This window comes from Sphingopyxis sp. TUF1, from assembly GCF_036687315.1.
In the GTDB taxonomy this organism is placed as follows: Bacteria; Pseudomonadota; Alphaproteobacteria; order Sphingomonadales; family Sphingomonadaceae; genus Sphingopyxis; species Sphingopyxis kveilinensis.
Genome location: NZ_CP144683.1, coordinates 1,504,302 through 1,524,489, shown reverse-complemented (window position 1 = coordinate 1,524,489; position 20,188 = coordinate 1,504,302). Strand labels below are relative to the sequence as shown.

The window sequence follows — 20,188 nt, the reverse complement described above, 5'->3', positions numbered from 1 at the left end:
TCGCAACGCTCATGACGACGCCCGCACCGCACCGTATCATCTTTGCCAATGAAAAGGGCGGGACGGGCAAATCGACCTGCGCCGTGCATTTTGCGGTCGCACTGGCAAGCCAGGGCTGGCGCGTCGCGGGGATCGACCTCGACCCACGGCAGCGCACCTTTCACCGCTATCTGGAAAATCGCGAACAGACCGCGCGGCGGCGCGACATCGTGCTGCCAACTCCGCGCTTTGAGGTATTCACGGGTTCGACGATCGAAGAACTTGATGAACAGGTCGCGCAGCTGAGCCGCGACGCCGATTATCTGATCGCCGATACGCCGGGCCGCGACGATCTGTTCGCGCGCCACCTCGCGACCAGCGCCGATACGCTGATCACGCCGATCAACGACAGCTTCATCGATTTCGACCTGATCGGTCAGGTCGATCCCGAGACATTTCAGGTAACGCGCCCCAGCTTCTATTCCGAACTTATCTGGGACACGCGCAAGGCGCGCGCCAAGAGCGATGGGCGGACGATCGACTGGATCATCCTGCGCAACCGGCTCCAGCACGTCGATGCGCACAATATGCGCCGTGTCGGCGAAGCGCTGAGCCAATTGTCGCGCCGAGTCGGCTTTCGCGTCATCCCGGGGCTTGGCGAACGCGTCATCTATCGCGAGCTTTTCCCGGCCGGGCTCACCCTGCTCGACAAGGCGCATCTTGGCGGCATGGGGATCGGCCATGTCGTCGCGCGGCAGGAGCTGCGCGAAGCGATGGGCGGCCTTAACCTGCCCGCGCGCGAGCGGCTGCATCCCGATGGCGATTTGTTCGCCGCCGCCTGACCTTCTGCTCTCTTCCAAAGAGGATCGACGATGACCCATGATTTCCATCCGACGATGCTCCGCGAATATGATATTCGCGGCGTCGTCGGCGACACGCTGTCCGACAAGGATGCCTATGCCATCGGCCGCAGCTTTGCGACGCTGATCCGCCGCGCGGGCGGCCGCCGCGTCGCCGTGGGTTATGACGGACGGCTGTCGTCGCCGATGCTCACCGAGGCTCTGATCGAGGGAATCAATGCCGCGGGGGTCGATGCGCTGAATGTCGGACTGGGACCGACGCCGATGCTCTATTATGCCGCATCAACCGAAGAGGTTGACGGCGGTATACAGATAACCGGCAGCCATAATCCCCCCGACTATAATGGCTTCAAGATGGTGTTTCAGGGGCGCCCCTTCTTCGGCGCCGACATTCAGCGGATCGGCGAACTGGCCGCCGCGGGCGACTGGGAGACGGGCGAAGGCACGGCGGAGAGCATCGACATCGTCGACGCCTATGTCGATCGGCTGGTCGAGGGCTTTGCCGGCGGTGCCTTCCGAATCGGCTGGGACGCGGGCAACGGCGCTGCGGGCACCGTCATCGAAAAGCTGACCGCGCGTCTTCCGGGCGAGCATCATTTGCTTTTCACCGATATTGACGGGCATTTCCCGAACCACCATCCCGATCCGACCGAAGAGAAGAACCTCGCCGATCTGAAAAAGCTCGTCGCCGAAAAGAGTCTCGATTTCGGTGTCGCTTTCGATGGGGACGGCGATCGTATCGGCGCGATCGACGGTCGGGGCCGCGTGATCTGGGGCGATCAGCTGCTGCAAATCTATGCCGCCGCGGTGCTGAAAGACATGCCGGGTGCGACGGTGATTGCCGATGTGAAGGCCAGCCAGGCGTTGTTCGACCGGGTCGCCGAACTGGGCGGCACGCCCTTGATGTGGAAAACCGGCCACAGCCTGATCAAGGCGAAGATGAAGGAAACCGGCAGCCCGCTGGCAGGCGAGATGAGCGGCCATATCTTCTTCGCCGACCGCTATTATGGCTATGACGATGCGCCCTATGCCGCAGTGCGGTTGATCGAGGCAGCGACGAAGCTCGGCAAAAGCGTCACCGAACTGCGCGGCGGCATGGCGCCGATGGTCAACACGCCCGAAATGCGCTTCCAGGTCGACGAGGTGCGCAAATTCGCCATTGTGGATGAAGTTCTCGATCGACTGACGGCGGCAGGCGCGCGCGTCGACCGCACCGACGGCGCGCGCGTGATGACCGACGACGGCTGGTGGCTGCTCCGCGCATCGAACACGCAGGACGTTCTCGTCGCGCGCGCCGAGGCGACCGACGAGGCGGCGCTGGCGCGCCTGCTTGCGGCGATCGATGAGCAACTTGCACTATCCGGCGTCGTGCGCGGGGAAAGCGTGGGGCATTAGCGAGATGACGCCCTCCCCTTCAGGGGAGGTCAGCGAAACTTGGCAGCTTGCCGCCTAGTTGCAGCGGGTGGGGGCCATCGGCATAGGGCAAGGCCGATGGCCCCCACCCCACTCGACGAAGGCCCGGCTAGCGCCGGACCGAGTCTCGCTGCCCCTCCCCTGAAGGGGAGGGGTGAGAGTAGATGCAATAAGCTTGCCAGATTGACCTTGGCGGCGTCGCTGGGGTAACGCGGCACGAAGCCAGACGGGAACCGACCGCATTATGACCGACGAGGAATCGACAATCGCGCGGGCCGCCGACGACGATCATGGCGTCACCGAGCATCGTGCGCACGCGCGCGACGATGCCGCGGCGGGCAATGGCCTCGCGGTCATTTCGATCGCCAAAAGCTATGACAAGCGCGTCGTGCTGTCCGACGTGTCGCTGTCGGTCGGCAAGGGCGAGGTCGTCGGGCTGCTCGGCCCCAATGGTGCGGGCAAGACGACCTGCTTCTATTCGATCATGGGACTGGTGAAGCCCGACGCGGGGCGCATCATGCTCGACGGCGCTGACATCACCGCGCTGCCCATGTATCGCCGCGCGATCCTGGGCCTGGGCTATCTGCCGCAGGAAACCTCGATCTTTCGCGGCATGACGGTGGCGCAGAATATCGAGGCAGTGCTCGAACTTGCCGAGCCCGACAAGGTCGCGCGCGAACGGCGGCTTGAGGAATTGCTCGACGAATTCGGTCTGACACGGCTGCGCGATGCCGCGGCGATGGCGCTGTCGGGCGGCGAACGGCGCCGCGCCGAAATCGCGCGTGCACTCGCCGCCAATCCGTCGATCATCCTGCTCGACGAACCTTTCGCAGGTATCGACCCCTTGTCGATCAGCGATATTCGCGACCTTGTCGCCGACCTCAAGACGCGCGGCATCGGCGTGCTCATAACCGATCATAATGTGCGCGAGACGCTCGACCTCGTCGATCGCGCATGCATCATCTATGACGGCAAGGTGCTGCTCGCGGGATCGCCCGCCGAACTCGTCGCCGATCCCGAAGTGCGCCGACTGTATCTGGGTGAGGGATTCTCGCTGTGACGGCTAGAGCCGTGTCGGTGTTGAATGAGCTGCTTTTCATTTCCGTTCGTGTCGAGCGAAGTCGAGACACGCCGAGATCGTGCGTGCCTTCACGTGTCTCGACTTCCGGCAAAGCCGGAAGTTTATCCCGAGCGACTGCCAAGGCAGTCGAGGGGCTCGACACGAACGGGGTAATGGGCCGCTGATACTCAATGGCGTTGGGGCCGCGCCTCGATCTCCGCCAGTCGCAATCGCTGGTGATGACGCCGCAGCTGCAGCAGGCGATCAAACTGCTGGCGCTGTCCAACCTCGAACTCGAAGCCTATCTGGCCGAGGCGCTGGAGGGCAATCCGCTGCTCGACACGGGCGCGCCCGACAGCGAGGGCGGGGGCGACGAGCCCGACGGCGATGCGCCGCCGGTGACCGAAACGCCCGCCGATACCGATCATGCGCTCGCGTCCGACGCGGGGACGGCCGACGACCTCGACGTCGATTTCGCCGAGGAGCGTTTCCACCACGACAGCGCGAGCGACAGCGTCGGCCTGTCGGGCGCGGGCGAGGATGTCGATTTCGACAGTTTTGCGGAGGCCGAGGGTACGCTTCACGACCATCTGCTCGCGCAGGTCGGCGAGCGGCTGGACGGGATCGAGGCGATCGTGGCGGCGCAGCTTGTCGCATTGATCGACGAGACGGGCTATCTTCGCGCCGACCTTGGCGAGCTCGCCGCGCAGCTGGGCGTGCCGCTGGCGATGGTCGAGGCGGTGCTGGGGGTGGTTCAGGGCTTCGACCCCGCGGGTGTCGGCGCGCGCGACCTCGCCGAATGCATCGCGATCCAGGCGCGCGAGGCCGACCGTTACGACCCCGCAATGGCGACGATGATCGCGCATCTGGAGCTGGTGGCGAAAGGCGCCTTCCCGCAACTGAAGCGCATCTGCGGCGTCGACGACGAGGATCTGGCCGATATGATCCGCGAACTGCGCGGCTATGATCCGAGGCCCGGCCTGAAATTCGGCGGATCGCCCGCGCAGGCGGTTGTCCCCGACCTGTATATCCGGCGCACGGCGGCGGGCTGGGCGGTCGAGGTGAACAGCGCGACCCTGCCGCGGCTGCTCGTCAATCGCCGCTATTATAATGAACTCGCCGCGGGGGCAGCGGCAAAGAGCAAGGCGTGGCTGTCCGAACAGCTCGCAGGTGCGAATTGGCTGGTGCGCGCGCTCGACCAGCGGCAGCGCACGATCGTCAAGGTCGCGAGCGCGATCGTGAAGCAGCAGGAGGGGTTTTTCCTGCACGGCGTCGCACATATGCGCCCGCTGACCCTGCGACAGGTCGCCGAGGAGATCGGGATGCACGAATCGACCGTCAGCCGCGTCACCAGCAACAAATATCTGTCGTGCCCGCGCGGCCTGTTCGAGCTCAAATATTTCTTCTCGTCGGGCATTTCGGCGACCGAGGGCGACGGCGCCGTATCGGCGGAGGCGGTGAAGAGCCGGATCAAGGCGATGATCGAGGGCGAGGACGCGCGCGCGATCCTGTCCGACGAGACGATCGCGCAGAAGCTGTCGGCCGAGGGCCATGACATTGCGCGGCGCACGGTGGTGAAATATCGCGAGGCGATGGGGTTTGGGTCTTCGGTGCAACGGCGGCGGCAGAAGGCGCTCGCGGGTTGAAACCGTTGTCACCCCGCACTTGATCCGGGGTCCAGGACTTCGGCGCGACAATGGATTCCGGATCAAGTCCGGAATGATGAAATAAGGGTGGGAGCCGGTTGACTTTTTGCCCGCTTCCCCATAGTTGCGCCGCTTCGCGTCAATACGCCAAGATTTACGGACAAGAACCATGAAGATTCGCAACAGCCTGAAGTCGCTGAAGGACCGCCACCGTGATAACCGCGTTATCCGCCGCCGTGGCCGCACCTATGTGATCAACAAGACCAACCGCCGCTTCAAGGCGCGCCAGGGCTGATTGCCCTGCCGGGGCGTTTCGCCCTGCGTGCATTTGCGAGTTAGCGTGACGCCGTCGGATGCTTCCGGCGGCGCTTTCGCGTGTCGGGGAGCCTATGATTCGCCAAAGTGTGATCTTCGACGTCGGCCGTGTCCTGTTCGACTGGGATTTGCGCCACCTGTTTGCCAAGCTGATCGCCGACGAGCAGGAACTCGAATGGTTCGTGACCCATGTCGTCACGCCCGAATGGCATTTCCAGCACGACGCGGGCCGTCCGCTTGCCGATATGCTGCCCGAACTGAAGGCTGAATTTCCCGGTCATGCACCACTGATCGACGCCTATGCCGCGCGCTTTAACGAGACGATTCCGGGGCCGATGCCCGGCAGCCTCGAACTGGTCGAGCGGCTCGATGCCGCGGGCGTGCCGCTGTTCGCGATCACCAACTTCGGCCACGAATTCTGGGAAGGCTTCCGCCCGACGCAGCCGGTGTTCGACCGCTTCCGGGGCATCATTGTGTCGGGGACCGAGAAACTGATGAAGCCCGACCCCGCGATCTATCAGCTCGCAATCGAGCGCTTCGGCATTGATCCTGCGGGCGCGCTGTTCATCGACGATGTGGCGGCAAATGTCGCGGGGGCCGAATCCGCGGGCATTGCAGCGCACAGGTTCGTCGACGCGGTGGAGCTGGAGCGTGAATTGGTGGCACGGGGGTATCTCACCTAAGGTAACGTCATCCCGGCGGAGGCCGGGATCTCATCCGTGCGTTTTCGTTCACCGGCGAGATCCCGGCCTTCGCCGGGATGACGAGATAAGGAAACCTATTTCTCCACCCCCAGCTGCGTCAGCACGAAGGCGAACTCCTCGGCATCCTCGCGCAGCGCGCCCCAGCGGCCCGATTTGCCGCCGTGGCCTGCGCCCATGTTGGTGCGCAGGAGGAGGAGCGAATCGTTCGTGCGCGTTGCGCGCAGCTTGGCGACCCATTTGGCGGGCTCCCAATAGGTTACGCGGGGGTCGTTGAGCCCCGCCGACACCAGCATCGGCGGATAGGCCTTTGCGGTCACATTGTCGTAGGGGCTGTAGCGCAGCATATAATCGAACGCCGCCTTGTCGGTGATCGGATTGCCCCATTCGGGCCATTCGCCCGGCGTCAGCGGCAGCGTTTCGTCGACCATCGTGTTGATGACATCGACGAAGGGCACACCCGCCAGCACCGCGCCCCACAGTTCGGGCGCCTCGTTATAGACGACCCCCATCACCTGCCCGCCCGCCGAGCGGCCCTCGATCGAAATCTTGCCGGCGCTCGTATATTTCTTGGCGATCAGGCCCTTGGCGACGTCGATGAAATCGTTGAACGTGTTGGTGCGCTCCGTCGTCTTGCCCGCAAGATACCAGGCGCGTCCCATGTCGTCGCCGCCACGGACATGCGCGATGGCATAGATCATCCCGCGATCGACCAGGCTCAAACGCGTCGTCGAAAAGCCCGGGGGCACGCGATAACCGTAGCTGCCATAGGCATAGAGGTGCATCGGCGCGCTGCCGTCGAGCTTGGTGCCTTTTTTGTAGACGACCGAGGCAGGGATCATCGTCTTGCCGTCGCGGCTCGGAAGATTTACCCATTCGGTAACATATCGTGACGAATTGTAACCGGATGGGATTTCCTGTACTTTCAGCGTTTCGAGCGCCCCACTCGCCAGATCATAATCATAGACAGTGTCGGGGGTGACCATCGATTCATAGTCGAGGCGGAGCTTGTCCTGATGATATTCGGGATTGTCGCCGAGCCCCGCCACATAAGTGGCCTCCGGAAACTTGATCCGGCCGGGGGTCAAAGGCGCGTCATATTTGCGGACGTCGACCTGATCGAGCCCGTTCTCGCGCGCCTCCAGCACGAAATAGTCGCGGAAGATCGAGAGGCCGGTGATGTAGCTGTGGTCCGATCCGGGGATCAGCGTTTTCCATTCATCAGGCTTGTCGATGCTTGCGGTTGCGACGCGGAAATTGGGGTGTTCGTCGTTGGTGTGGATATAGAGCGTGCCTTCGCGCTCATCGACGCTGTATTCGCGGCCCTTCTGGCGCGCCGATACGAGCTGCATCGGCGCTTCGGGATTGTCGGCGGGGAGGAGGTATACCTCGCTCGTTTCGTTATCGCCCGTCGCGATGACGATATAATTGTCGGCGGCGGTCTTGCCGATGCCGACGCCAAAGCCGATGTCGGCCTCCTTGTAGAGCAATTTATCCTCGCTCACCGCCGTGCCGAGCTTGTGCAGCCGAACATTGTCGGTGCGCCAATTCTCGTTCGCGAGGCCATAGAGGATGGCGTCATTGTTCGCGGTCCACACCAGCGACGAGAGCGTGCCGGGGATTACGTCGGGGAGCAGTTCGCCCGTTTCCAGATTGCGGATGCGCGCTTCGAAACGTTCCGACCCATTGTCGTCGAACGAATAGGCCATCAGCTTGCCGTCCGGACTGACCGACAGCTCGGCGAGACGGAAATATTCCTTGCCCGCGGCCATCGCGACCTCGTCGAGGATCAGCTGGGTCTTACCGGCGCCCGAGGCGGGCTTGCGATACCACTTCTTATACTCGGCGCCTTCCTCATATTCGACCCAATAGAGCCAGTCGCCATCCTTTTGCGGGACCGAGCTGTCGGCTTCCTTGATGCGGCCCTTCATCTCCTGAAACAGCGTCTCAACAAGGTCGGCATGGGGTTTCATCGCCGCATCGAAATAGGCATTTTCGGCTTTCACATAATCGAGGATGTCGGCGTCATCGATCGTCGGATAGCTCTGGTCGCGCAGCCAGAAATAAGGATCGGACAGCGTCTTGCCGTGGAGCGTGACGTCATGGGGCCGCTTTTCGGCAATGGGAGCGGCGGGCAGCGCGGGGCGGTCGGTCAATTCACTCTCTTTCTGTACGGCGAAGGCGCTCGCGGGCGCGACAAGCGGGGTGGTAATTGCGGCCAGAAACATCCAAATAGCACGCATAAAGACAACTCCGGCAGCATCGCCCGCATGGGCAGGTATGACTGCGATGTAGGAACAAGGAAGCCATCATGTCCAGCCCCGTCCCCGGCACTATTTATGCCGAGCGTCTTGCCCGCCTTCGCGCCGAACTGGCGCGGCAGGGGCTCGATGGGTTTGTGGTGCCGATCAGCGACGAACATATGAGCGAATATGTCGGCGCCTATGCGCAGCGAATGGCGTGGCTGACCGGCTTTGGCGGTTCGGCGGGGACCGCGGCGGTGCTACCCGAGAAAGCCGCGGTGTTCATCGACGGGCGCTATACGGTGCAGGTACGCGATCAGGTCGACGAGGCGCTGTTCGATTATGTCGGCGTGCCGCAGTCAAGCGTCGCCGAATGGCTGGGCGCCCATGTCAGCGCGGGGCAGACGATCGGGTACGACCCCTGGCTGCACGGTATCGACTGGGCGCGCGGGCTGGAAAAGGCACTGGCGGCGAAGGGCGCAAGTCTGGTTGCGGTTGATGCGAACCCGGTCGATGCGGCGTGGGACGACCAGCCCGCGCCGAGCGACGCGCCGGTGAGCGTTTATGATGCGGCGCTCGCCGGGCAGGCTGCGGCCGATAAGCGGGCAGTCATCGCCGACTGGCTGAAGGCGAAAGGGCTCGACACGACGGTCATGACCGCGCTCGATTCGATCGCCTGGACCTTCAACATCCGCGGGGAGGACGTCAGCCACACCCCCGTCGGGCTGGCTTTTGCGCTGCTCCACGCCGACGCCACCGCCGACCTGTTTATCGCGCCCGAGAAAGTCACCGACGCGGTGCGCGCGCATCTGGGCAACAGTGTACGGATCCATGACCGCAGCGCCTTTGAGGGCGCGCTCGCTGACCTCGCGGGCAAGAAGGTCGCGGTCGATCCCGACCGCGCGGTCGCCGCGATCTTTACCGCGCTCGAGGGCGCAGGCGCGGCGATCGAACGCCACCGCGACCCGGCGGTGCTGCCCAAGGCGATCAAGAACGACGTCGAGCTGGGCGGCACGCGCGCCGCGCATGTACGCGACGGCGTAGCGGTCACACGCTTCCTCAAATGGATGGAAGAAGTCGCGCCGCAGGGCGGGCTCGACGAGCTGGGCGCCGCGGCGAAGCTGCGCGAATTTCGCGAAGCGGGCGGCGGGCTGAAGGATCTGTCGTTCGATACCATCTCGGCCGCGGGGCCGAACGGCGCGCTGCCGCATTACAAGGTCGACGAAACGACCAACCGGGCGATCGAGACGGGCACGCTCTATCTGGTCGACTCGGGCGGGCAATATGCCGACGGCACGACCGACATCACGCGCACGATCGCGATCGGTACGCCGACCGCCGAAATGCGCCGCCGCTTCACGCAGGTGCTGAAAGGTCATATCGCGCTCGCCACCGCGCGCTTTCCCAAGGGCACGCGCGGTAGCCAGCTCGACATTCTCGCGCGCCAATATCTGTGGGCCGACGGGGTCGATTATGCACATGGGACAGGGCACGGCGTCGGCACCTATCTGGCGGTCCACGAAGGGCCGCAGCGGATTGCAAAGCCTTCGGGCGGGCAGGCTGGGACCGAGGAGCCGCTGCACGCGGGCATGATTCTGTCGAACGAGCCCGGATATTACAAGGCGGGGCATTTCGGGATTCGCATCGAAAATCTCGTCATCGTCACCGCGCTGAGCATCGCCGGCGCCGAAGAGGAGATGCTGGGGTTCGAGACGATCACTTTCGCCCCCATCGCGCAAAATCTGGTCGATGTGTCGCTGTTGGCGGCGGCCGAGGCCGACTGGCTCGATGCCTATCACGCCGCGGTGTTTGAAAAGCTGTCGCCGGGGATGGACGAGGCGACGCGCGGCTGGCTTGCCGCCGCGTGTGCGCCGCTTGACCGTACGCCTGCTGCGCTTGCGGCCTGAGCCAGGCATGACCGGCCATCGCAGCAGCGTGCCGCTCACCGATTTTCGCGTACAGGAACGCGTGCGCGTGCGTTTCAACGAGATTGACGGGCAGAATATCGTCTTCAACGCCAATTATCTCATCTATGCAGACATTGGCGTGACCGAATATTTCCGTGCGTTGGGCGAAGGTCAGCCCGGACCCTACTTTCACCAATATGGTACAGATATTCGCGAAACGCACTGCGAAATCGACTATCATGCGCCAGCCCGACTCGACGAACTCATCACGATCGCAGCGCGAATCAGCACCTTCGGTCGCGCGAGTTTCACGCTGCATTGCGGGATTTTTCGGGATTCGGAACGGCTTACCGACATCGAAATCAGCTATGCGCATATCGATACCGATAGCGGACAGCCCACGCCGCTGCCCGGCAGCTTCATTGCCGAGGTACGGCGATTCGAATCACGAACCCCCGCGCAGCCGTGATTCGCGGTGTTCGGTTCGAACCGAATCGCATTTCTCGACCAGAATAGTCAGCTTTTCCGGCACAAGCGGGCAAAAAAAAAAGGGCCGCCCAAGGGCGGCCCGTGGAAGTTTTGGGAGAGGATGCCTAAAAGGCAAGGGTGATATTGCACTGCACAATGAATGTTGCAACTGCGAAATAAGCATCCGCAGTTGCATTTTTTGCAATCGGTGTCGTTGCGGGTTCCATAGTGTGCAATCGTGCGGCCTCTCGCAAATTGCGGCGACTTCGCCTAAATTGGTGCGATGAAGATGTTTGGCAAAGTCGATCTCGGCGGCGGTGTGTCCGATTTCTGGGCCTATATCCGCGAACCGCGCCCGCATCGCTGGGCGATCTGGGGCGTTGCGGTGGCGTTGACCTGGGTCGTGTTCAACGGCGTCGAACAATATCTGATCCCCGTCGACAAGCCCAAGGCGCAGATCATCTATTTCGAAAACTGGGGCGCCGATCGCAGCGCCGAGGAGATTCGCGCCGACTGGGTCGCGCGCGCCAAAGAGACAACCGCCCGCAATGCGAAGAAGCGCGCTGAGTATCAGCGGTTCGCCGACAGCCTGGGAATCGAATATGATTCGACCGAGGCCGACAAGGTGACGCGCGAAACGCTGGGCACCGAAGCCGCCGAAGCCGTGAAGCAAAAACCCGCGCCGCCGCCGCGCTCGACGCTGGCCGAGCGCGCCGCGCGCGGTCCGCAACCCAAAGCCGCCGACTGACGTGACGTCCCGCGCTCCCGGCGACGCCGACTGGATGGCGGCGGCGATCGCGCTGTCGCGGCGTGGATCGCCCGGGTCGGCGCCCAACCCCAATGTCGGCTGTCTGCTCGTCAAGAACCACCGGCTGATCGCGCGCGGCTGGACGCAAGCGGGCGGCCGCCCGCACAGCGAGGCGGTGGCGCTCGCGGCGGCTGGGGCCGCCGCGCGGGGTACGACCGCCTATGTCACGCTCGAACCCTGCGCGCACGACAGCGCACGCGGACCCGCGTGCACTGACTTGCTGATCCAGACGGGCATCGCGCGCGTCGTAGTCGCGGTGCAGGATCCCGATTCGCGCACTGACGGTGCAGGCATCGCGCGGCTACGGGCGGCGGGGGTCGAGGTGATGGTGGGCGTCCTGTCTGCTGAAGCGCGCACCGCGATGGCGCCATGGTGGACGCGGCAGACCGCGGGACGTCCGTTCGTGACGCTCAAGCTCGCGACCTCGCTCGACGGCTGCATCGCGTGCGCCGAGGGATCGAGCCGCTGGATCACCGGCGACCGCGCGCGCGCACACGGGCACCTCGAAAGAGCGCGCCATGAGGCGATCCTTGTCGGGCGCGGGACGCTCGAAGCCGACGCGCCGCGGCTCGACGTGCGGCTGCCTGGGCTCGAGGGTCGCAGCCCGAAGAAATATCTGCTGACGCGCGGGTCGGCACCCGATGGCTGGACGGCGGTTACCTCGCCCGACGCGATCGAGGGCGTCGATTCGCTGCTCGTCGAGGGGGGCGCGGGTGCGGCATCGGCTTTCCTCGCCGCCGACCGCGTCGACCGGCTGCTCCTCTATCGCGCGCCGATCCTGATCGGCGATGGCAAGGCGGCGCTTGGCGACATCGGCCTCACCGACCTGGCGCACGCGCATGGCCGCTGGCGCCTTGCCGACAGCCGGATGCTTGGCAGCGACCGGCTCGACGTCTACGAGCGCGTCAGAGAAGGATAAGCGACGCATGTTCACCGGCATTATCACCGACATCGGCACCATCCGCAGCCGCGACGACCGCGGCGACACGCGGCTGGTCATCGCCACCACCTATGACACGGCGATGATCGACCTTGGCGCGTCGATCGCCTGTTCGGGCGCGTGCCTGACGGTCGTCGACAAGGGGCGCGATGCCGATGGCGACTGGTTCGCGATCGATGCCAGCGCCGAAACGCTGGCGCGCACGGCGCCCGGCATGTGGGACGCGGGACGGCGCCTGAACCTCGAACGCGCGCTCAGGATCGGCGACGAGCTTGGCGGGCATATCGTCACCGGCCATGTCGACGCGGTCGGACGGATCGTCGCGGCCGAACCCGTCGGTGACAGCGTGAAGTTGACGATCGAAGCCCCGGCAGAGCTCGCGCCACATATCGCACCCAAGGGCTCGATCACGCTCGACGGCGTGTCGCTGACGGTGAACGAGGTCGCTGACCGGCCCGACGGCAGCGCGCATTTCACGCTCAACATCATCCCGCATACGCAGGAGATGACGACGCTAAACGAAGCGGCGGCGGGGCGTCCGGTGAATCTCGAGATCGATATCCTCGCGCGCTATCTCGCACGGATGCAGGCGCGCGGCGTCTAGGTTTCGATCCACCCCGCCGCCAGCTCGGGATCGGCGGCGATCATCGACCGGCGCATTGCGAGGCGCCCGATTCGCAGCAGCTCGGCCTTGCGGCGCGCAGGCGCGAGGTTGCAGTTCGCGGCTTCGCGTACCACCGCGGCGCCATAGCGGTCGGCGACGATCAGGCCCGAGCTTTCGGGGCGGTAATCGGGCGTATCGAGGATCGCGGGGTCGAGCCCCGCCGCGAGCGCCCAGTAGAATCGGTCGCACCAGTCGCAATAATCGGGCCATTTGCCGTCGCCGTGCAGGTCGGCGCGGCTGACCTTGATCTCGACGATGGTGATCTGGCCCTTGGCGTCGATCGCGGTCAGGTCTGTGCGCCGCCCGTTGGGCAGCGTCACCTCCGGAATCGCGACCAGCCCCTGCTGCGCGAACAGCCGACACACGCCGCGCGCGACGTCGGCGGCGGTCAGCAGGTCACTCGCCATGGGTCAACGCGCTCAGAAGGGGACGTCGTCGTCCAGATCGTCGTCGAAGGGCGGACGTCCGCCGCCGCTGCCACCGCCGGACGATCCGCCCGAACCGCCGCCCTGGTTCCAGCCGCCGCCCGAACCACCGCCGGACGAACCGCCCTGATCCCAGCCGCCGCTCGAGCCGCCGCCCTGGTTCCAGCTGTCGCCACCGCTGCGCGCGCCGCCGCCCCCGCCAGGCGCGCCGTCGAGCATCGTCAGATTGCCACCCATGCCGGCGATCACGACTTCGGTTGTGTAGCGGTCGTTGCCGTCGCGGTCCTGCCATTTGCGGGTCCGCAGGCTGCCTTCGATGTAAACCTTCGACCCTTTTTTCAGATAGCGTTCGACGACGCCGACCAGCCCTTCGCCGTTGATGACGACATTATGCCATTCGGTGCGCTCCTTGCGCTCACCGGTCATCCGGTCTTTCCACTGTTCGGACGTCGCGATGCGGATATTGGCGATCTTGCCGCCGTTCTGGAACGACTTGATTTCTGGGTCGGCGCCGAGGTTGCCGATGAGAATTACCTTGTTGACGCTGCCAGCCATCCGCCGCTCCGCTCCGCTAGAAAATGTGGAGGATCAGCCTAGTCCAAAGGCAACGGCTGTCCAGTATGTGATTCCGGCAGCGGCATAGGCGAGCGCGAACAAATAGCCAACCATGAACAGCGGCCATTTCCAACCATTGGTCTCCCGCCGCGTGATCGCGATCGTCGAGATGCACTGCGGCGCAAAGACGAACCAGGCGAGGAAGGCGAGCGCGGTCGCCAGGCTCCACTTGCCTTGGAGCCGCTGCCCCAGCGTCTCTGCCATCGCTTCCTCGTCGCCGCCCGCGTCGATCGCGTTCGCGGTCGCCATCGCCGACACCGCGACCTCGCGCGCCGCCATCGCGGGAATCAGCGCGAGCGCGATGTCGTGGTTGAAGCCGATCGGTGCGACGACGACCTCCAGCCCGCTCGCGATGCGGCCGGCGACGCTATATTCGACCTGGCTCTGCCCCTCGGGCGCCTTGGGGAAGGTGAGGAGCAGCCACAGGACGACGGTCGTCAACGCGATGATCGTGCCTGCGCGGCGCAGGAAGATCCACGCGCGTTGCCACAGGCCGAGTGCTATGTCGCGCAGCCGCGGCAGCTGATAGCGCGGCATTTCCATCATGAATCCCGCGCCCGTGCCCTTTGCCACCGTGCGGCGCAGCGCGAAGGCGACGATGAGTGCGCCGACGATTCCGGAGATATAGAGGCCGAAAAGCACCAGACCCTGAAGCCCGATGCCGGTGCCGCCGACCCCGCGATTCGGGATAAACGCGGCGATGATGAGGGCATAGACGGGCAGCCGCGCCGAACAGGTCATCAGCGGCGCGATCAGGATCGTCGTTAGCCGGTCCTTCTCGTCGGGAATCGCGCGCGTCGCCATGATGCCGGGGACCGCGCAGGCGAAACTCGACAGGAGCGGGATGAAGCCGCGCCCCGACAGGCCGACCTTGCCCATCAGCCCGTCCATCAGGAAGGCGGCGCGCGTCATATAGCCCGACGCTTCGAGGAGCAGGATGAAAAGGAACAGGATCAGGATCTGCGGCAGGAAGACGACGACCGCTCCGACGCCCGCGAGCAACCCCTCGACGACGAGGTCGCGGAGGAAATTCGGCGGGATAGTGTCAACGACCCATGCCTGCGCGGCGCCCACCAGCCCTTCGAGCGCGTCGGCGGGCGGACCGGCCCAGGCATAGACCGCCTGGAACATCACGAACATCAGCGCGAGCAGGATGGCCATGCCGAAAACGGGGTGGAGCACAATATTGTCGACGCGCTGCGTCCAGCGACGCACCGGCGTTTCGCTGACGATCGCGGCGCGCGCGATGGCCCGGGCGCGCTGGTGGAGCGAGGCATCGTTTGGGGGTGCCGCCGCCGCGCTGCGGGGCTGGTGCGCGCGGATCGCGCCGTCAACCGCGGCGAGCAGTTCGGGAAGCCCGCGCCGCCGCACCGCGACGGTCGGCACGACGGGCACGCCCAGCTCGCGCGACAGCCGCTCGGCGTCGAGCGTCAGCCCGTCGCGCTGCGCAAGGTCGACCATGTTGAGCGCAACCACCGTCGGCAGGTTCAGCGCGAGAAGTTCGAGCGCGAAGCAGAGATGATTGTCGAGGTTCGCGGCATCGAGCACGATGATGAGCGCATCGGGGCGCGTCTCCCCCGCCTGCTTGCCCAAAATCACGTCGCGCGTGACCGCTTCGTCGAGGCTCGCGGGCGTCAGACTGTAGGTGCCGGGCAGGTCGATCAGCGACAGCGGGCGGCCATCGGCAAAGCTCGCATGGCCCGCCTTCCGCTCGACGGTGACGCCGGGATAATTGGCGATTTTCTGCCGCGCGCCGGTCAGCGCGTTGAACAGGCTCGATTTTCCGGCATTGGGATTGCCGACGATCGCGATCGAGGGAATCGCGGCGGTCATGCGGCGCCCCTTTCGCCGACGATGTCCTCGACTTCGATCGCGGCGGCCTGCCGCGCGCGGATGATCACTTTCATCCGTCCGACGGTGAGCGCGAGCGGATCGCGCGAAAAAATGCTGCCGCGGTGGAGCGGGGTGACCTCGCACCCTTCCAGCAGGCCGAATTCGCGCAGGCGACGTCCTTCGTCGTCGGACATGGCGGTCCAGTCGATGCGCGCGATCCGCACCATCACGCCGAGCGGGGTCTTGTCGAGCAAAGCAGTCATTTGCGAGCGATTATCAATAACACTCGCGCAGCGCCAGTCCTTTATCGCCGCGTCACCGCCCCGGGTAGCGCAACCTTCCGACGAAGCGCGCGAGGCTCGGCCGTTCGGGCCGGTTCACGGCGCGGCGGTGCTTCCAGCCTTCGAAGCGCATCACCTGATCGATGCGGCGCGCGAGGAAGGCGCGCATGTCGGCGTGGTTTTCGCTCTCGTCATCGAGGAACACCGCCAACGTCGAGGCGTAGACGGCGCCCAGAATCGCGCGCTTGCTGTAATGATTATAGTCGGTCGCGGTGTCGCCTGCGAGCCGCCACATCAGGTCGGCGGCGCGCCAGCCGAGCTTCACCGCGTGCGGCGCATTGGTCGGTAAGGCGAGCAGCGCGAGCGCGCGGCGCAGCGATTCGCGGTGCGGGGCGAGCAGATCGATCCGCGTTTCGACGAGCGTCGTGATCCGTTCGCGAATCTTCAGCGCGGCGAGTTTTTCGGCGGGCCATTTCGCCGCCATGCGCGCGTCGATGTCGGCGAACCAGGCGTCGACCATGTCGCGCCCGCCGCCGGGGAAAGCGAGGCGCGCGACGTCGGGATCGACCGCGGCGCGGCGCGCGGCGTCGTCGAGCGCGGCGGGGCCGAAGCCGTCGAAGGCCGCCGACGCGGCGATCAGCGGCGCCAGCGCGACGCGAATCTCATCGAGCGTTGGGTCGGCGGAAAGGATCGATGCCATAGGCCTCAGATAGGCCGCGTGCGGCCGCTCGGCAACCGGAACCGCACGGGAAAGCGAGACGGCCGCGGCAACCCTTCGTCGCCCTTTAGATTTTCTTTTGCCACTTACCCATTGTGCCCGGGCTGCGCGGCCCATAGCTTCGTTCCCGAGCGAGACGACCCAAAGGGCCGTCGGCACAGGATTTGAAGAGGTGGAGGAAATATGACCGCATCGCTGTTCGAGCCGATCACGCTGGGCGCCATCGAGGCGCCGAATCGCATCATCATGGCGCCGCTGACGCGCGGCCGCGCCGGGCCGGGCTTCGTCCCGAACGAGCTGGCGCGCGAATATTATCGCCAGCGCGCCTCGGCGGGGCTGATCATTTCCGAAGCCACCGGCATCTCGCAGGAAGGGCTCGGTTGGCCCAATGCGCCGGGCCTGTGGACCGACGCACAGGTCGAGGGCTGGAAGCCGGTGACCGATGCGGTGCACGAGGCTGGCGGCCGCATCGTCGCGCAGCTCTGGCACATGGGGCGCGTTGTCCATTCGGTATTCAACGACGGCAAGCCGCCCGTCTCGGCCTCCGCGACGCGGGCGCCCGGCAAGGCGCACACCCCCGTTGGCCGGCTCGAATATGAAGTCGCACGGCCGCTTGAGCTCGCTGAAATCCCGCGCGTTATCGCCGATTATGCGAAGGCCGCAGAAAATGCCAAGAAGGCCGGTTTCGACGGCGTCCAGCTGCACGGCGCGAATGGCTATCTGATCGACCAGTTTCTGCGCGACGGCAGCAATCTGCGCGACGATGATTATGGCGGGCCGATTGAAAACCGCATCCGCCTGCTCCGCGAAGTGACTGCGGCGCTGATCGATGTGTGGGGCAAGGACCGCGTTGGCGTGCGCCTGTCGCCCAATGGCGACACACAAGGCGTCGACGACAGCGCGCCCGAAACGCTGTTTCCGGCGGCCTCCACGGCGCTGAACGAGCTCGGCATCGCCTTCCTCGAACTACGCGAACCCGGGCCCGACGGCACCTTTGGCCGCACTGACGTTCCCAAACAATCGCCCGCAATTCGCAAGGCGTTCAACGGGCCGCTGATCCTGAACAGCGATTACACCGTTGCGCTGGCCGAAGAGGCACTCGCGAGCGGCGTGGCCGACGCGATTTCATTCGGGCGGCCCTTCATCGGCAATCCCGACCTGGTCGAACGAATCCGTACCGGCGCCGAATGGTCCGCGGACAATCCGCAAACCTGGTACGCGCCGGGGCCGGAGGGCTATACCGACTATCCGGCGCTGGAGACGGCGTAATATTCGGATGTCGCCCCCGCGAAGGCGGGGGCCGCCCTCGGTTTACGCAGCGATGCAGCATAAGGGTGCCAGCGGCCCCCGCCTTCGCGGGGGCGACGGTCAGTTCCGTGCCGCCAGCGCCTTGTCGATGATGCCCGCGCCAATCGGCGCCAGCACCTTGCCGCCGAAACGGAACAGCACGAACGCTCCGACGAAAAGCAGGACCGGCGCGATGAACAGCGCGACGAGCGCCGCGATCACGACACCGAAAATGAGGAACGTGAAGCCGCCAGTCAGCTCGGCCTGACCCTTCGGGCCCAGTTCGACCGTCCGCGGTCCCTTGGCGTCCCACCATTTCCCGGTGACGATCGTCTTGCGCGCGCCGTTGGCGTTCGGTGCGGGCCGGCTCGCGATACGTGCGGGCGCGGGACCAGCTTGCGGGGCAGGCCGGTCGTTGGGCGCAGGATTCCAGGGCCGCTTGTCGCGTTCGGTGATCGCGGCGGCGGGGCGGTCCCTGCGATTCGCTTTTTCGGGCCGCGCCGCCGGTTGCTGCATCGGGGCGGGCCGCGCGCTCAGCCCCGACTCAGCGCGCGCTGCCGCGGACATGTCGGGGGCGACGCTGGTCTTGGCGGGCCGGACCGGTTCGACCCCCAACTTGCGATCATGTTCTGCCATCCGCTCGGCCGCGGTCGGCGGCGTCTGCCCGGTTTCGCGGTCGATCACTACCAGCCGTCCGCCGCGCTCAATGACGGAAAAACGGCTGGGGGGCGGACGATCAACCAATACCGAATTGTTCCTTGAGCGCGAGCATCGCGAGCGCGGCCTTCGCCGCCTCGCCGCCCTTATCCTTGCGCGTCTTGTCGGCGCGCGCAAGCGCCTGTTCTTCGTTTTCGACGGTGAGGATGCCGTTGCCGATCGCAAGGCCGTCGAGCGTCAGCGCCATGATGCCGCGCGCGCTTTCGTTCGACACGACCTCGAAATGATAGGTTTCGCCGCGGATCACGACGCCCAGCGCGACATAGGCGTCAAAGCGCCCGGCGTCGGCGGCAAGCGAGATCGCCGCCGGTATTTCGAGCGCGCCGGGGACGGTCACCGTTTCGTGACTGTGCCCCTCGGCTTCGAGGGCGCTGCGCACGCCACCCAGCAGCATGTCGTTGAGGTGCGAATAGAAGCGGGCTTCGACGATCAGAATATGGGCCATGGCGAACTCCTTAAGCGGGGGTGGGCAGTTGGGGAAGCAGCAAAAGCAGCGCGCCCGCGGCGATGAGAAGGGCGGCAGTCAGGCTTAGCGGCGTGATACGTTCCTTCATCCATATCCAGGCGATCAGCAGGCTGACAAGAATACAGGTTTCGCGCAGCGCGCTGACCGTGGCGACGGGTGCGTAGCGCAAAGCGATGAGCGTCGACCCGAAACTGACGATCGACAGACTGCCGGCGGCGACGCCCGGTCTGAGGTCGCGGCGGAGACGCGCAGCGGTCGCCGTACCCGCGGCGACGCGAAACTGAAGCACCAGCGCGCTGCCGGTCGCGAAGAAGAACCAACAAAGAAAGGACAGAACGCCCTCGCTTGCGCGCATCCCGCCGGCATCGACGACGGTATAGGCGGCGGTCAGCATCCCGGCCGTCAGCGCGGCGATCAGCCCGGCGCGTCCGATGCGACCGCCCGCCGATAACGACAGGATACCGGCGCTGATGGCAATCACGCCGGCTATCTCTGCCAGCCCCGGGGTTTCGCCGAACAGCAGGCCGCCAGCGCCGATCGCGACGAGAGGCGCGGTGCCGCGCGCGATCGGGAACGCGACCGAGAAATCATTGAGCGTATAGGAGCGGGTGAGCACCAGCGAATATGCGCTGTGCAGCGCCACCGCCCCGACGAGCCACGGCAGCATCGCAGGGGTCGGCCAGCCGACGAGGAACAGCGGACCGGCGGCTGCCACCGCCCAGATTGCGCCGCACAGCGCGCGGACTGCTTCCTGATCCTTGCCCGACTTCAGCAGGGCGTGGGACGAAGCGGTCGTCAGCGCGGCGACCACCGCGAAGCCGAACCCAACCGACTGGCTCACC

At 65.4% G+C, this 20,188-nt stretch carries 21 protein-coding genes; 12 read left to right on the top strand and 9 right to left on the bottom strand.

Annotated elements, in window-relative coordinates; all coding sequences use genetic code 11:
* Positions 1-11: 11 nt before the first annotated feature.
* The 6 genes from VSX77_RS07225 (at position 12) to VSX77_RS07200 (ending at position 5,956) form a co-directional block, all read left to right on the top strand.
* Positions 12-821: a division plane positioning ATPase MipZ gene (locus VSX77_RS07225; protein WP_338426975.1), complete on the top strand. Its 810-nt coding sequence runs from the start codon at positions 12-14 to the stop codon at positions 819-821.
* A gap of 30 nt (positions 822-851) precedes the next feature.
* Positions 852-2,234, top strand: coding sequence for a phosphoglucomutase/phosphomannomutase PgmG (gene pgmG / locus VSX77_RS07220; protein WP_338426974.1), 1,383 nt, complete (start codon positions 852-854; stop codon positions 2,232-2,234).
* Positions 2,235-2,496: 262 nt separating this feature from the next.
* Positions 2,497-3,312, top strand: a complete 816-nt coding sequence (lptB, locus tag VSX77_RS07215) for an LPS export ABC transporter ATP-binding protein (RefSeq protein ID WP_338426973.1) — start codon at positions 2,497-2,499, stop codon at positions 3,310-3,312.
* 191 nt (positions 3,313-3,503) lie between these two features.
* Positions 3,504-4,958: an RNA polymerase factor sigma-54 gene (rpoN, locus tag VSX77_RS07210; RefSeq protein ID WP_338426972.1), complete on the top strand. Its 1,455-nt coding sequence runs from the start codon at positions 3,504-3,506 to the stop codon at positions 4,956-4,958.
* A 169-nt stretch (positions 4,959-5,127) separates the two neighbouring features.
* The gene (gene ykgO / locus VSX77_RS07205) at positions 5,128-5,253 is read left to right on the top strand and encodes a type B 50S ribosomal protein L36 (RefSeq protein WP_003046794.1); all 126 of its coding nucleotides are present in this window, start codon (positions 5,128-5,130) and stop codon (positions 5,251-5,253) included.
* 94 nt (positions 5,254-5,347) lie between these two features.
* Positions 5,348-5,956 carry an HAD family hydrolase gene (locus VSX77_RS07200; protein WP_338426971.1) on the top strand — a complete coding sequence of 203 codons (609 nt, stop codon included), beginning with the start codon at positions 5,348-5,350 and terminating at the stop codon, positions 5,954-5,956.
* A gap of 95 nt (positions 5,957-6,051) precedes the next feature.
* Here VSX77_RS07200 and VSX77_RS07195 read toward each other — a convergent pair whose 3' ends face one another.
* On the bottom strand, positions 6,052-8,130 hold the full coding sequence (locus VSX77_RS07195; protein WP_338426970.1) for a S9 family peptidase: 2,079 nt from the start codon (positions 8,128-8,130) through the stop codon (positions 6,052-6,054).
* A gap of 155 nt (positions 8,131-8,285) precedes the next feature.
* Between VSX77_RS07195 and VSX77_RS07190 the strand changes: the two genes are divergently transcribed.
* The 5 genes from VSX77_RS07190 to VSX77_RS07170 all read left to right on the top strand — a co-directional run bounded on the left by VSX77_RS07190 (position 8,286) and on the right by VSX77_RS07170 (position 12,944).
* The gene (locus tag VSX77_RS07190; protein WP_338426969.1) at positions 8,286-10,124 is read left to right on the top strand and encodes an aminopeptidase P family protein; all 1,839 of its coding nucleotides are present in this window, start codon (positions 8,286-8,288) and stop codon (positions 10,122-10,124) included.
* A 7-nt stretch (positions 10,125-10,131) separates the two neighbouring features.
* The gene (locus VSX77_RS07185; RefSeq protein WP_338426968.1) at positions 10,132-10,593 is read left to right on the top strand and encodes an acyl-CoA thioesterase; all 462 of its coding nucleotides are present in this window, start codon (positions 10,132-10,134) and stop codon (positions 10,591-10,593) included.
* A 288-nt stretch (positions 10,594-10,881) separates the two neighbouring features.
* Positions 10,882-11,340 (top strand): hypothetical protein, encoded by a 459-nt coding sequence (locus tag VSX77_RS07180; RefSeq protein WP_338426967.1) that lies wholly within the window; start codon positions 10,882-10,884, stop codon positions 11,338-11,340.
* A 34-nt stretch (positions 11,341-11,374) separates the two neighbouring features.
* Entirely contained in the window at positions 11,375-12,319 is a 945-nt protein-coding gene (gene ribD, locus VSX77_RS07175; protein WP_338427233.1) for a bifunctional diaminohydroxyphosphoribosylaminopyrimidine deaminase/5-amino-6-(5-phosphoribosylamino)uracil reductase RibD, read from the top strand.
* 7 nt (positions 12,320-12,326) lie between these two features.
* Positions 12,327-12,944: a riboflavin synthase gene (locus VSX77_RS07170; protein WP_338426966.1), complete on the top strand. Its 618-nt coding sequence runs from the start codon at positions 12,327-12,329 to the stop codon at positions 12,942-12,944.
* Here VSX77_RS07170 and VSX77_RS07165 read toward each other — a convergent pair.
* From VSX77_RS07165 to VSX77_RS07145, 5 genes are read right to left on the bottom strand one after another with little or no spacing between them, the layout of a single operon-like run.
* Complete coding sequence (locus VSX77_RS07165; RefSeq protein WP_338426965.1) at positions 12,941-13,411, bottom strand: MmcB family DNA repair protein; 471 nt, start codon at positions 13,409-13,411, stop codon at positions 12,941-12,943. The two genes, VSX77_RS07170 and VSX77_RS07165, sit on opposite strands and share 4 nt — an antisense overlap.
* A 12-nt stretch (positions 13,412-13,423) precedes the next feature.
* A complete protein-coding gene (gene ssb / locus VSX77_RS07160; RefSeq protein ID WP_338426964.1) occupies positions 13,424-13,984 on the bottom strand; it encodes a single-stranded DNA-binding protein in 561 nt (186 codons plus the stop codon).
* Between the two features lie 33 nt (positions 13,985-14,017).
* The gene (gene feoB / locus VSX77_RS07155) at positions 14,018-15,877 is read right to left on the bottom strand and encodes a ferrous iron transporter B (protein ID WP_338426963.1); all 1,860 of its coding nucleotides are present in this window, start codon (positions 15,875-15,877) and stop codon (positions 14,018-14,020) included.
* On the bottom strand, positions 15,874-16,140 hold the full coding sequence (locus VSX77_RS07150; RefSeq protein ID WP_338426962.1) for a FeoA family protein: 267 nt from the start codon (positions 16,138-16,140) through the stop codon (positions 15,874-15,876). The genes feoB and VSX77_RS07150 overlap by 4 nt, the downstream gene beginning before the upstream one ends.
* Positions 16,141-16,192: 52 nt before the next feature.
* Positions 16,193-16,858, bottom strand: a complete 666-nt coding sequence (locus VSX77_RS07145; RefSeq protein WP_338426961.1) for a COQ9 family protein — start codon at positions 16,856-16,858, stop codon at positions 16,193-16,195.
* Between the two features lie 201 nt (positions 16,859-17,059).
* On the opposite strand from VSX77_RS07145, the gene VSX77_RS07140 reads away from it, so the two are divergent.
* The gene (locus tag VSX77_RS07140; protein ID WP_338426960.1) at positions 17,060-18,145 is read left to right on the top strand and encodes an alkene reductase; all 1,086 of its coding nucleotides are present in this window, start codon (positions 17,060-17,062) and stop codon (positions 18,143-18,145) included.
* 99 nt (positions 18,146-18,244) lie between these two features.
* Here VSX77_RS07140 and VSX77_RS07135 read toward each other — a convergent pair whose 3' ends face one another.
* From VSX77_RS07135 to VSX77_RS07125, 3 genes are read right to left on the bottom strand one after another with little or no spacing between them, the layout of a single operon-like run.
* Positions 18,245-18,907, bottom strand: a complete 663-nt coding sequence (locus VSX77_RS07135; protein WP_338426959.1) for a hypothetical protein — start codon at positions 18,905-18,907, stop codon at positions 18,245-18,247.
* A complete protein-coding gene (gene ribH, locus VSX77_RS07130) occupies positions 18,900-19,325 on the bottom strand; it encodes a 6,7-dimethyl-8-ribityllumazine synthase (protein WP_338426958.1) in 426 nt (141 codons plus the stop codon). The genes VSX77_RS07135 and ribH overlap by 8 nt, the downstream gene beginning before the upstream one ends.
* A 10-nt stretch (positions 19,326-19,335) precedes the next feature.
* Positions 19,336-20,187, bottom strand: coding sequence for a DMT family transporter (locus VSX77_RS07125; protein WP_338426957.1), 852 nt, complete (start codon positions 20,185-20,187; stop codon positions 19,336-19,338).
* Position 20,188 lies beyond the last annotated feature (1 nt).